Origin of the sequence: Shewanella livingstonensis, assembly GCF_003855395.1 — a bacterium.
Classification (GTDB): domain Bacteria; phylum Pseudomonadota; class Gammaproteobacteria; order Enterobacterales; family Shewanellaceae; genus Shewanella; species Shewanella livingstonensis.
Genome location: NZ_CP034015.1, coordinates 529,385 through 542,408, shown reverse-complemented (window position 1 = coordinate 542,408; position 13,024 = coordinate 529,385). Strand labels below are relative to the sequence as shown.

The 13,024-nt window shown below is 42.3% G+C and carries 9 protein-coding genes; 2 read left to right on the top strand and 7 right to left on the bottom strand.

Annotation, left to right across the window (positions count from 1 at the left end; genetic code table 11):
• Positions 1 to 211: 211 nt before the first annotated feature.
• From EGC82_RS02520 to EGC82_RS02510, 3 genes are all read right to left on the bottom strand, one after another.
• A complete protein-coding gene (locus EGC82_RS02520) occupies positions 212 to 2,182 on the bottom strand; it encodes a DUF2075 domain-containing protein (protein ID WP_124729359.1) in 1,971 nt (656 codons plus the stop codon).
• A gap of 2 nt (positions 2,183 to 2,184) precedes the next feature.
• On the bottom strand, positions 2,185 to 2,409 hold the full coding sequence (locus tag EGC82_RS02515) for a helix-turn-helix domain-containing protein (RefSeq protein WP_124729358.1): 225 nt from the start codon (positions 2,407 to 2,409) through the stop codon (positions 2,185 to 2,187).
• Positions 2,410 to 2,505: 96 nt separating this feature from the next.
• Positions 2,506 to 3,612: a Fic family protein gene (locus EGC82_RS02510; RefSeq protein WP_124729357.1), complete on the bottom strand. Its 1,107-nt coding sequence runs from the start codon at positions 3,610 to 3,612 to the stop codon at positions 2,506 to 2,508.
• Between the two features lie 541 nt (positions 3,613 to 4,153).
• On the opposite strand from EGC82_RS02510, the gene EGC82_RS02505 reads away from it, so the two are divergent.
• Both EGC82_RS02505 and EGC82_RS02500 read left to right on the top strand, forming a co-directional pair.
• Positions 4,154 to 5,467 carry an ATP-binding protein gene (locus EGC82_RS02505; RefSeq protein WP_124729356.1) on the top strand — a complete coding sequence of 438 codons (1,314 nt, stop codon included), beginning with the start codon at positions 4,154 to 4,156 and terminating at the stop codon, positions 5,465 to 5,467.
• 155 nt (positions 5,468 to 5,622) lie between these two features.
• Positions 5,623 to 6,360 carry a sulfotransferase family protein gene (locus tag EGC82_RS02500; RefSeq protein WP_244212568.1) on the top strand — a complete coding sequence of 246 codons (738 nt, stop codon included), beginning with the start codon at positions 5,623 to 5,625 and terminating at the stop codon, positions 6,358 to 6,360.
• A gap of 43 nt (positions 6,361 to 6,403) precedes the next feature.
• On the opposite strand, the gene EGC82_RS02495 is transcribed toward EGC82_RS02500, so the two are convergent.
• From EGC82_RS02495 to EGC82_RS02480, 4 genes are all read right to left on the bottom strand, one after another.
• Positions 6,404 to 7,834 carry an MFS transporter gene (locus EGC82_RS02495; RefSeq protein ID WP_164839079.1) on the bottom strand — a complete coding sequence of 477 codons (1,431 nt, stop codon included), beginning with the start codon at positions 7,832 to 7,834 and terminating at the stop codon, positions 6,404 to 6,406.
• 48 nt (positions 7,835 to 7,882) lie between these two features.
• Positions 7,883 to 8,146 (bottom strand): hypothetical protein, encoded by a 264-nt coding sequence (locus EGC82_RS02490; RefSeq protein WP_124729354.1) that lies wholly within the window; start codon positions 8,144 to 8,146, stop codon positions 7,883 to 7,885.
• 174 nt (positions 8,147 to 8,320) lie between these two features.
• On the bottom strand, positions 8,321 to 10,504 hold the full coding sequence (mdoH, locus tag EGC82_RS02485; protein ID WP_124732539.1) for a glucans biosynthesis glucosyltransferase MdoH: 2,184 nt from the start codon (positions 10,502 to 10,504) through the stop codon (positions 8,321 to 8,323).
• 11 nt (positions 10,505 to 10,515) lie between these two features.
• Positions 10,516 to 12,195 (bottom strand): glucan biosynthesis protein G, encoded by a 1,680-nt coding sequence (locus EGC82_RS02480; RefSeq protein WP_124729353.1) that lies wholly within the window; start codon positions 12,193 to 12,195, stop codon positions 10,516 to 10,518.
• Between the last annotated feature and the right edge of the window lie 829 nt (positions 12,196 to 13,024).

Below are 13,024 nucleotides of genomic sequence, written 5' to 3'. Positions count from 1 at the left end.
ATCATTGAGAACCTAAAGACCGAAGAGCTAAAAACGAAGACTTAAAAAACTAAAATTATCTGATGAATTATCGACAGGTTCATGGGTTAATACGTCCACCATATCGTCCTCTACAACACGCCGTAAACCCATCCATGGGGCTTGACGAAAATATCCTGTTTTCAACAGTTGCCTATGCCGATATGGTTGGCTTTGATGGAATCAAATAATCCTAAACAACGGTAATACCACAACGTTGTAGGAAATCGAAAGTGTCATCATAAAACTCAGACAGCCTTGTTTTATCAGAGTCATCTCCACTAGGAACAAAAATAACCATCCCTTGCCTCGCTCTAGTCAGCAGCACTCGGTAAGCATTCTCTAAATAAATTTGAGTTTGTTCTTGTGGGCGCTTTTCCCATTTACTTCCGCGAAATCGCCAATGTTCTTTCCCAGTAGGTTTAAATCGAAAATCACCGTCCCAAGCAACTAAACACCAATCTAACTCTAAACCTTGAACATCAAACTCAGTCGCAATATCTTCCAAGAAGTGAGATGAGCGAATATCCTCCGGTGGCCCTAGAAACCAATCTTTGGGCTCAATTTTGTTTTTTACAAAAATACCCTCTGCTTTAAGACGTATTGCGTTTGACGAAGCAAGCATGCCAATACTTTCAGTAGCTCGGCTACGCGATTTTATCCACTTCTTTGCAGTGTCTAAATCTCGAGTCACTTTAATAGGATATAAGTGTGAGAATGTAGTGAATAATTTCCGAGCTAGTACGCTATCACCATCAATCAAATAATGAATAAAGCTTGATAGTTTTTCCGCCCTGAATGACCGCATCGAAGTTGCTAAATGCAAACACGGTAAGACAGTTCCTTTTGATAAATGGCTTGCGGTTAAATTTGATGCAACATATTCCCCATTGAGTAAATCTGCAGAGTAATAAGCATCCCAATGACTAAATTTTTCGTCTAGTGCATTAAGCCAACCTAACAATCCCACCTCTCCGGTATTAATTTCTTGCCCTCCACCAACCAGAGCAATAATTACGGCCCAATCTTCGTGACGATCCATGACTTCAATGAGATATTCGGGTTCTGATTTATTAAAGCCTATTTGATTACGTTTTGTTTGCATGAACTTACTAGTTTGCTCTTTATTCCAAGCTCTTTGTGCCTCATCAAATATTGCGACCTGTTCGGGCGGAACCGCGCCGGATAAAGAGTCATCCCTAAACTTATGAATATTTTGAATAAACTGCTCTGTCTGTCGTCGACAAGATGCCAGTGTATCAGCAGTTCTTACTTTTCGATCACGAGCTAAGGCCTCTTGTAACACCGACACTAAAGGACCATTGCCACTCAAGAATACTGAGTATTCTTTCTCTTTTGGGTTTGAATGAGTACTCGCGATATTTAATCCAACGAGTGTTTTACCTGCACCTGGGACACCGGTGACAAAACAAATAACTTTCCGCTTTCTATCACGAGCATCATGTATAAGCTGCAATAGTTGTTGGCTTGTTTGACCAATATTTTGAGTATCAGCTTCACTTTTGGCTATATCCTCAACGTTATGTTGAGCGTAAAGTGCTTGTGCGGCTTCGATGATTGTTGGAGTCGGTAAGTAACCAGATGCAGCCCATTGGTTAGCGTCAAACTCAACCTGCTTTAAAGATGTAGTTATTTGATTAATTGCATTAAGTATTTGACCTGAATGAATAGCAATCGGAGAAGCTACGTTATCAAATGCAAAGTCTAATTTGAATAATGCCTGCTGGGATGTTGGTTTAGCTAAATTCGTAGCAATTAAAATGGGCACGATAAATTTATCATGACTGCCACTATGAAAGTTCTTTAGATCGAGTGCATAACCATGGGCTTGCCTTAAATCGGCATGATTAATTCGTTGTGCACCAACCTTGAATTCGATAACAAAGATGACGCCTTTTACCACGAGAACAACATCTGCACGTCGTCCCATTCTTGGGATCATAAACTCAAAAAAGATATGTGTATTATCAGCACCACATAATTTCAGTTCTCTTTTGAGTATATCTATTTCAGCCCCCCACGCTCTGGATTGCTGATGCTGTAGTTGCTGAGTATGAGCCGCGGATATTTCACCACTTATAGACAAGGCGTTAGTAACTAAAAACTGCTCGAGAGGTGCGGAATAAAATGCTCTGTTAGACATATTTATTCCTTGAACTTAAAATCAAGAAGTTGCTTAGGAGGTAACTCCAAAGCTTCTGCTAGTTTGACAATATTGATCAAACTAACATTTCTTTTCCCTCTTTCGATTCCACTGATATATGTCCGATCTAAATCAGCTTTTAGCGCAAGTTGTTCTTGTGATAAGCCTTTTGCAACCCGCAAGCTTTTAAAATGCATACCAAACGAAACTAATATCAAATCTTCCATGAAATATCCTAAGAAAAGGTTTTCATGATGATCCGAATATGTAGACAATGAGTCTACGGACTATAGGTCACATACTTAAATAGGTAAGATATTAATTCACAACACCAACACATACCTTGTACTTCTGCCACCCGCGCCAGTCTTAACCAAACACTGTTGATCCACAAGTTGAGCCAAATGACGGGTGGCGGTGGCGCGGCTGACTTTAGCGACTTTTTGATATTGGCTACTGCTTATCCCATCATTAAAGTCACCATCAAGTAATCTATTCAACACTTTCACTTGTTCTGTTGTTAACGCCGGATTGAGTAAGTGTTGATCTACTCGACGCCAAAACTGGGTTTTAGCAGTCGTTTGCTCAATGATATTGAGCGTGTGCTGAATAGCGTCATTTAAGGTGTCTAAAAACCACAGCAACCAAGGTGTGATATCTAAGCCACCTTGCTGGGTAGACTCTAATATTGCGTAATAGGCTTTGCGTCGCTCAAGAATACTAACTGACATTGTGTAAAAATGAATCGAGCGATGCTCAGCTTGCGCGAGTGCTAAGTCGGTGAGTAAACGCGTTATACGTCCGTTTCCATCATCAAGCGGGTGCAAGGTGACGAACCACAAATGGGCGATGGCTGCACGCACCAGCGGGTCGACGTTAGGTTGATTTCTCGATTGATTAAACCACTCAATAAACTGCGTTAAATTAAAATCTAGCGTATTGCGTGGAGGCGCTTCAAAATGAACAGTAGGTTTGTCTAAACGGCCCGATACCACTTGCATAGGCTCGTTACCACGTAACTTACCGCCAACAACAGGATTAAACCCAGTTTGGTTTTCTGGAAACAACATTGCATGCCAATCTAGAATCCGCATTAAGCTCAGCGGTTGTTGCCAGTTTTGTAGCACATCTAAGGTGATATCTGCTAAACCATCAGTTTGCGTCGTGGTGGGATAAGGTTTTTCTTCACTCACGCCAAGCTTATTCGCCAGAGAGGAACGGACAGAAAATGCGTTAAGCTTTTCACCTTCAATAGCACTTGAATGAACAATATTGGCCAGCATGGTATCGAGTGTCCATTGACTAGCGGATTCAGAACCTATTTTACCCAGCAGCAAACCTTGGTTAAATTGAATTTGCCTCAATAATGCACTTATACGAGTATTATCCCATACAAACTCTGGCCATTGTTGTTGCTGCCAAATCCACATAATGACCTCTATTTAACTGACTAAAATATTTTTTGATGCGAACACTAAGCTATTCTACTCATCAAATGAGGCAAATAGCAATTTATTCGCCTCATACTATGAGGCGAATAAGTGTATTAATTGCCTCACAACAGTACTAGTCACCTCTATAACACGTTAAATGGCCATTTCGGTATAATCATTTACCGACAGAACAACCCCGAAGCGATAGCAAGTTAATGACACCTAAGCTGACAAATTATTCCCTTTATTGCCCAGCACGATTGTTTTGCACACAAAGGAATGACGGCTGCATTCATATCAATAACGCCACAAACCGGACTAAATGTCGGATGACGATAGGCGCGGCTGACTTTAGCTACTTTTGATATTGCCGACTTTTTATTACGTCACTTAAAGCCACGCCAGAGCAGTCAAAACACACTTTTATGCGCATAAAAGTGTAGCTTGCTCGCACTTTTACGCGCATTAAAGTGTAACTTATGCGTGTTTTTATGCTTATAATGGTCACTAACATTAATTACCGTCGGTTAGAGGCTTTATGAAACGTACTTTACTCAATTCATTAATGACATGGAAAAACCAACCGGAGCGTAAGCCATTACTGATTGATGGTGCTCGCCAAACGGGTAAAACGTTTCTCCTGCAAATACTGTTTGGTAAAACATTCGCCAACACGCTTCGTATCGACTTTCTAGAAACCCCTGCTTTTAAAGAGGCATTTGAAAGCTCACTCGCACCTGAAGAGTTATTAATAAACATTGAACTGATCACCGGCCAGAGCTTTAACCCAGAAACAGACTTACTTATTCTTGACGAAATCGGCGAGTGTGAGCGTGCTGTCACATCACTCAAATATTTCGCCGAAAAAGCCCCGACTTACTTTGTCGCTGCAAGTGGATCAAACATTGGTTTATTAAATACTTTTCCTGTAGGCAAAGTTGAACAGTACTATTTACGTCCGTTAACGTTCAAAGAGTTTATTTATGCCTCTGAGGAGTCTGCGCTAATTAAGGCATTTGACACCCAAGCAAGTTCGACGACCGCACACAACATACTGATGGACAAACTCACTGATTATTTCTTTACTGGTGGTATGCCAGAGGCCGTGGCGGCTTGGTATCAATATAAAGATGCCAGCATATTAGAACGTGTTGCAAAGGTATCGAAAATACATGCTGACCTGATAGAAGGTTACCGACGAGATTTTGGTAAATACGCAGGTAAAGTTGATGCTACCTTAATTGAATCCGTGTTTAGTAGCATCCCTGCACAACTCTCTATCGTGATGGATGAGTCGGTTAAGCGCTTTAAATTCAAAAACGTCTACCAACGTAAATCGCGTTATAGCGATTTTGAAAACGCGATTCACTGGTTACTCCGTTGTCGCTTGGCGCTAGCTAACTATCCGATTGAAGGGACGCCTAAATCACCACTTGCGGCTTACAAAAAAGATAATATGATTAAGTTATTTTTGTTTGATATAGGTCTACTCAGCCATATGCTTAGCAGTAGTTATAAAGAAATAAAACAGCAAAGTTATGAGTACAAAGGGTATATTGCCGAAAACTTTGTTCAGCAAGAACTGACTGCTATAGGTATTGACCCTAGCTACTCTTGGAATGATGCTCGAGCAGAAATAGAGTTTATTGTGACTAATGATGCAGGCGCCATTTTCCCTATCGAAGTCAAAAGTGGTAAACGTACGCGCGCTAAATCTCTTATGTCATATATCGAAAAATGCGATCCAAGCAAAACATTCAAGCTTACCGGAACACAAGGATCTTCAGCTCTAGAGAAAGAACATATCGTAATGCCGTTATATTACACTCAATATTTACCGACAAAATGGTAGCGTTAGGTTACTACTCATAAATTGTGTAACCCGTAATTTATATGGCTGATTAATAAATAAGTTTACCTTTCAATAACCCAATGCGACTGTAATTAATGACATCTAAGCTGACTGAAGTATCGACAACGCCACAAACCGCTAAGCATCAAGCCGCTATGCCTAAATCTACATTGGCAAATGAACAGGCAAATAAAGTGCTTATTATCGGCCTGCCGCGTACCGGCACTACCAGTGTGAGTGTGGCGTTGCTTGAGCAAGGGTTAACGGTTGCCCACCAAGCGTTTACCAAGCAGGCGTTTATGCTGGCCGATGCGGTGTCTGACGCGCCGTGTTTTAGTGATTATCAGCAGCTTGACAGATTATTCCCCAACGCTAAGTTTGTTTATTTAGACAGGCCATTAGATAAGTGGTTGCCGTCGATGCAAATGTTATTAAGCAAAATGATGGTGCATTTAGACAAAGACAATGGCCGCTTTCATCCGGTGATGAAGCGCAGTTTTAATCATTGCTTTGATATATGGCAGGTTGAAGATGTAGCAGATGAAGTCCACTTAACGGCTTGTTATCAGCGCCACCAGCAGCAAGTGTTGAGCTATTTTGCTGGCCGAAATGACTTTATATCCATTGATATAAGCGTTGCAGGTAGCCTTACTGCCCTATTACAGTTTATCGGCTTACCTCTGGTAAATAAGGTTGAATGTCCGCAACTGAACCTTTCGCAGCTAAATGGCCTACAACTAATATTTCCAGAGCAGAACTTTCCACAATTAAACTTTCCACAGCTGAATATGGGCCGTAATGTGGCTAGTTGGGATGAATATAAACACCCCAATAAAATCAGCGCCAATGCTTCCGGCCCCGATAAACGTAAGTTTTTTGATTATCGACTATAACGCTATTTATTGAGGTTTGTTCTTGATCGGGATAACAAATGGATTAGTTATCTTTATCGCGCTTTTTCTTGGCGACAGTTAGCCAGTCTAAGCCCACACCTGAAATGGCATTAAAGCCACGGATACGGAAAATAAGTGTTAATAATTGAGGCCTTGGGCGAGTTTTAGGCTCAACAGAGCGCGGAATAAACCACAATGCCACCAACGAGCGCATGACGGTTGATACAATAAACACCACAAATATTGGACTGCTTAGCCAAGCATCCAACCCAGTCCAGATTAAAAATGCTTCTGAATATGAGGCAATGACACCACCGACCATAGCGCCAACAAACACAAAACCGGCACTCAATCCTGCTTGTAAAGCAGCATAGATGGCAAAGTCACTGCGAAAAGGGCGAATATCGTAAAGATAATTTGCGGTGCTTAAGGTAAAGCCACTCCAACCAAAACCGGCAAAAGCTTGAATGGCTAGAATGTACAAATAATTATCTGAGAATAACCATAATAATGGCAAGCTCGGAATTAAACAGCTGGTAATAATCATCACTAACCGATTGCCATATACATCGCTAAAGCGGCCCCAAAACCTTAATGTGATGAACTGAGTAAAAATAGACGCTACACTCGAAAGCACAAATTCAAAATAGCTAAATTGCAAATCTTCCAACATGTATACTGCAAAAAACGGTGCCGATATGGCCACCATGCACTGCATTCCTGCCACAAATAAGCTGTAATGCCTGAACGTTTTATCTTTCCATGCTTGGCGAAAGTTATATAGGGTTTGGGTAAATACCCCAGATACTTTGGCCTCTCTTGGTTCTGGGTCGTGCATTTGCAACAACAACCAAGCAGAGGCAAAACGCCCCATAGCCGCAATAGAAAACAGTAAGCTAAATCCTAACCACGCCATCTGCACTGAGTCGGTTAGCGTTAAAATACCGCCGCCGACAAAGAACACACTCAGCGATGCCATCATGGTTAAACGGGTGCGAGAAGCAAAAAAGGCTCCGCGGCGACGTTGCGGTACTATCATGCCCATCCAGGCACGCCAATGTGGCTGAATTAGGTTGATAAAGCCCTGATACAACACCGCTAATCCAATAAATATCCACACTGCATTTTCTGGTCTAAACGCTGCAAGCGCGCCCATAGCCAATACCACAACAGCCTGCAATACCGCACATGCCACAATAAATTGCCGACGACTAAAATGACTCGCCAGCCAAACAGATAACAATTGTGCCATCGCACCAAAAAGCTGCGGTAAGCCTGTTACCCAGCCCATTTGCCCAAGGCTTGCCCCTAAGAATATGGCATAAGCATTAAAAAAGTTATCACTGGTGGCGGTCATGGTAGACGATGCTACAGCCTCTTGCTGGCTACGGCGCAAGGTACACCGTAGCCACGACAGTCTGTCACGACTGCGCGAACAAGAATTAGTGCTGCTAAACGAAGGTTCTAAAGCCATAAGATATATGAATGCACGCCATTGATAAATATTTATTCGTGGAACAAGCTAGCTTAACTTTTTATAATTCGCCCAAGCAATAAAGCTATTATGTAAAAGTATGATAGTAAACATTACAAATTTATTACTCCAACTTAAAACTAAGTCGAATAAACCGAGGGCCATCACACAAGATCCAGACAATAAAATAGCGTGAGCGACAACAAAGTAAGAAGTTGATTTTATTGTTTTAAAATATTTTTCATTTGATTTATTAACTATATTTACAGCACCAACAAGAGCTAAAAAAGACCAAAAAATATAAGCAAACATCACACCCTCCCTGTTGTAGGTTTACGTATAAAAAAATTCAATATGTATCTACGAGACTTGTAACAAAATCATCAAAAATAACTGTATAACAAATATCGTGTAACAAACATAATATTTAACTTTTAATTTAGAGTTTATGTTTGTTATTAGCTCTTCAATCTGAATTAAATCCACCTAACAGAAGGACACGATACCTTCGGTAATATATTGTTCTGGCAGCTTTTGTAACTGTTTTAACAATAATGGATTACCCAGTAAATACGCCAATTCTTGACGGGTAAACAGCTTTACAATGTTGTGTTGGCACTGGGCCTCTTGCACTTTAACTCGGGTAATGGCCTCTAGCGACTCAACCGCTGAACCAGGCAAACGATGCGGCTTTTTGTCAATAATGGCTAAATGTAAATCCATGAGCTCTGAGTCTTTTAGTAGCCTTGATAAGCTCCACGGCTCTGCAATAGCTTGCACATATTCGGCACGACGTGCTTGCGAGTCTACGCTAAGTTGCGGTGCGCTTACCTCTTCTGGCGTGGCCAAAATACCTAAGCTTTTTACCCATAAGCCAAAGCGCTCTGAACCTGTCATGGCAGAAAGCGGCACTGCAAGCCATAAACCAATTAACGCGGGGCTCATCCAGGCCAATAAGGTAAGCGAATCAAGCACGGCGGCGTAACCTAATAACGCACCCATTAACATGTGCCAACGATGACGATAAATCAGTGTTAGCCAAGGTAAGCTGCCGTCGTCACGGCGTTGTGGCGCCCAACCGCTGTCGCGTCCGGCTAAAATAGACATCACCGCACCACAGTGGATCAGCATCATTATTGGCGCAATCAGTGCCGACAATATCACTTCGATTATTACGCTAATCATGGCTTTGCCTCTGCCACCTAACTGCTTACTCATGATGCTATTTTTCAGTAACAATATGATCCCAAGAATTTTAGGACCGAACAGTATGCCCATGGTGATATAAAACAACCGTAGTGCACGGTCTGAGTCCATTACTGGCCAAGTGGGAAATAGTGAAAACTGGTCGGTAAAATACTCTGGGCGAATAAAGTGTGCTTGTAATGCCAGCATTAAGCCCGACAAAATCAGCATTAACCAAAATGGCGATGACAAATAAGCCATTATCCCAGTGAGTAAGTGTAAGCGGCTAACCCAATGTAATCCTTTACTAAACAATATTCGAGTGTGTTGTAAATTACCTTGGCACCAACGACGATCGCGCACCGCTAAATCGACAATAGACGGAGGGCATTCTTCATAAGACCCTGGAAGGTCTGCGGCAATGACCACGCTCCAACCCGCACGTCGAATCAAGGCTGCTTCGACAAAGTCGTGGCTCATTATATGGCCACCAAATGGCGGTCTACCTGCAAGGTTGGGTAACCCTGCGGCGCTCATAAATGCCTGAGTGCGGATAATAGCGTTATGGCCCCAAAAGTTGCCTTCTTTATGGGTCCACCAAGACAAACCAGTACCAATTACCGGACCATAAATTCGCGCAGCAAACTGTTGTAACCGTGCCATAAGCGTGTTGCCATTGACAAGGTAAGGGATGGTTTGGATAAGCCCAGCGTCAGGATCTGCCTGCATCCGTCTCGCCAAACTAACAATGGTATGGGTTTCCATTAAACTGTCGGCGTCTAACACCAACAAATGGTCGTATCTAGCGCCCCAGCGTTTGCAAAAGTCGGCCACATTACCGGCTTTACGGGCATCATTTTTACGGCGACGGCGGTAATACACCCGCGCATCTTTGCTCACTTGGTGACGCAATATTAAAAATGCTTGTTCTTCTGCCAACGCAATATCGGGGTCGGTCGTGTCGCTTAATATAAACCAGTCAAACGCATGGCTTTCGCCGGATGAAACCAATGCCATCGCCATCACCTCAACCGCGGCAAAAACGCGATCGGGTGACTCGTTATAAGTCGGCATTAATATCGCGGTGCGGGTATGCAGCTTTATGCATTCGGCAGTTTCTGCAACAGGCTTTTTAAGGAGCATAATAAAGCCGGCAATGCCGCCACTAAATGCCAAAGCAATCCAACAAAAGTTAACCGCAAACAACACTAAAACGATGTATTCAAGTGGCGTTACGCCGCCGACATTAAATACCGACACCATTTCGTAAATGGCCATAACCGACATAATAAACGCGCTGCCAACCACTAACAGACGACGTAATCCGTCTGACTTTACGCCATTGGCAAGAATACTTTTACGTGGCATGCCTTCAGGCAGCGCACGTAAACTTTGCGCTTCCATTGGGCTTGGTCGCTCTAACGGCATGGCTGCACCACCGACCAATGTAGGCTCGGTAGCATTTGTATCAAACTCAGTTTGCATCGTATTCATGTTTAAAGGGTCCAGCGATAAAGCCAGGTTTCGACATCCCGTGGGCCTGCAAACTTAAGCTCAGCACGTAGCTCAATCAATTCAGCATCTTGTGGGTCCATTTCAAAAGCCAAACGATAGCCATTGGTTTTAGGCTGACGAGACACCACTACATTGGTTACCGCGCCGGCTGAACTCTGCACTTTGGCGACCGGAATTTCATCGTTATTGCCTTCTTTCACTTGATAGTCGATAACAAACAAACGTCTCGGTGTCGCTTTGGCGATTTCAGCGCGGCCACTGGCGGTACGGGCCACAATAACAGTGCCATCATCCACTTCGGGCTCGCTGCCCCAAATTAATCGATAGGTAAAATGAAACTCGCTACCAGCTGCAAGGGGTTGTTTAGGTTTCCAGTAACTGACGATGTTGTCATGAATTTCAGAATCTGTTGGAATTTCGGTTAACACTACCTCACCCGCGCCCCAATTGCCGACCGGTTCAACCCATAAACTTGGACGACGCTCATAATGGGCTTCGAGATCTTGATACGCATCAAAACTACGTTCACGCTGAATTAAGCCAAACCCTTGTGGCGAGTTGTCCATAAAGGCACTGACTTGCAATTGCTTTGGATTAGCCAGCGGACGCCATAAACGCTCACCGCGACCATTTAAGATCAATAGCGCATCAGAATCATGCACTTCTGGTCTAAAGTCATCGGTGTTTTGACGACCATTCATTGAATGTAAAAACATACTGGTGCTAGGCGCTAAACCGACTTTAACTAAATCCACGCGTGGAAATAACGTTGCTTCCACATCTATATGGGTGTTTTCGCCAGGTCTAACAGAAAATCGATATGCCCCTGCCACGCTTGGGCTGTCTAGCAAGGCATGCACCACAATTAAGTTACTGTCGGTGTTTGGGCGTTCAACCCAAAAGGCACGAAATATTGGAAACTCTTCGCCTTCTGGTTCAGCTGTATTTAACGCTAAACCTCTTGAAGACAAGCCATAGTCACTGCCTTTACCCAATGCACGGAAATAACTCGCGCCTTGAAATACCATTAATTCATCAAAATACGCAGGGTTATTGAGTGGATAATGGATACGTAAACCAGAATAGCCAATATCTTGGGTCGGCAAACGCTGACTTAACACATCTCCTGCAGTAAAGAACTCTGAGTTGTAGGCTAAATGACTGGCTTGTTTACCTTCAACTAAGGCAATTTCAATCAAGTCTTGGAAATAAAAACCCCGATGAAATAACTGCATTTGATATGGCAAAGCTTCCGCTTTCCAAATAGAAGCTTCTGGCTTAAAGCGAATATCGCGATATTCATCGTAAGAAATTTTAGCCAACCCAGGCGGTAATGGATCTTTAAGTTCTACATAAGGATTTTGCGCTAATTTACGCGCAATTTTAACCACTGAATCAGAATCAAAGTTAGCTGTTTTAGCAAAACGCACTTTGGTTTCTGTATTCAAATTATTCGGTGATTTAACTATCGCTTGTTCATCTGCATAAGTTTGCAGCGGTATGGTCACGCTAGGCGATGTGGGTGTGGTAATCGGTGGAGTAGGTTCTTGTGCGGCAAGATTAAAACAAAACCCTGCGGCCATGGCTAACGACAAACGCGTTAGCGCTTTTTTTACAATGTGAGATGAGCCAAAAGTGCGACAACTCAGTAAGCTAACCATAATAGGCTACCTAAAAAATACAGCGTTAATATGCGAGTTTCAGAGCGGTTATTGCGGCAAAATGTCTTGGTACACAACCCTATGCTCTATTTCGCGAACGATATCAGAACGCCAAAATTTTGCACAAGTATTCATCAATAAAATCCACCAGCACCTATAACATTTTAATCTATTGATATATCCAAATAGCACACAAGGAGAGTGAAAAACGATCGTATTGTTATACATTACATTTACAGGCTGTTGATTTCGGTTACAGCAAATAGAACAACGGTAGTCTCAATATTTAATAATACTTAAATACAAACACTTACTAAAAAACAGGTCGATAACAACATCCTCTATTTATAATAGAAACGAGTCTAAGTGAATTACCCAGCTATCAATGACATTTAGCACGGCAAGCTCACGCTTACTGACTATTTACTGAAAGTTTACATTCATAAAAGTAATGAATCAAAAACACCTCATCGCATTGATTAAATTAAGAAACATATCTTAAACATTTTATTAGAGCAGAGAGCTTTACAGTAACAACACCATAAGCACTGGTACGTACCTTGACGGCCACCTCACAAATGAGAATAATTATCAAAATCGATACCAAAATATGCTTTGATCATTATGTTTACCTCTCGCTCATTGAACTTAGAATCAAGTCACCAACAGGCTAGTTTCGGAATCGTAAACTCAGCCCTTTCTCCTCCCATCAATAAATACTCCAAATTGCGCCATCGATAACACGCGTAAACAACACACTTGTTTACGCCAAAGCATCCTTGATTACTGAAAATTGAGATTGCTGAAGATCGAGGAATGGTCTTTGAAA

Coding starts and splice junctions, on each gene's coding strand:
- EGC82_RS02520 (WP_124729359.1), bottom strand. CDS start 2,182: ATGTCTAACAGAGCATTTTATTCCGCACCTCTCGAGCAGTTTTTAGTT.
- EGC82_RS02515 (WP_124729358.1), bottom strand. CDS start 2,409: ATGGAAGATTTGATATTAGTTTCGTTTGGTATGCATTTTAAAAGCTTG.
- EGC82_RS02510 (WP_124729357.1), bottom strand. CDS start 3,612: ATGTGGATTTGGCAGCAACAACAATGGCCAGAGTTTGTATGGGATAAT.
- EGC82_RS02505 (WP_124729356.1), top strand. CDS start 4,154: ATGAAACGTACTTTACTCAATTCATTAATGACATGGAAAAACCAACCG.
- EGC82_RS02500 (WP_244212568.1), top strand. CDS start 5,623: ATGCCTAAATCTACATTGGCAAATGAACAGGCAAATAAAGTGCTTATT.
- EGC82_RS02495 (WP_164839079.1), bottom strand. CDS start 7,834: ATGGCTTTAGAACCTTCGTTTAGCAGCACTAATTCTTGTTCGCGCAGT.
- EGC82_RS02490 (WP_124729354.1), bottom strand. CDS start 8,146: ATGTTTGCTTATATTTTTTGGTCTTTTTTAGCTCTTGTTGGTGCTGTA.
- mdoH (WP_124732539.1), bottom strand. CDS start 10,504: ATGCAAACTGAGTTTGATACAAATGCTACCGAGCCTACATTGGTCGGT.
- EGC82_RS02480 (WP_124729353.1), bottom strand. CDS start 12,195: ATGGTTAGCTTACTGAGTTGTCGCACTTTTGGCTCATCTCACATTGTA.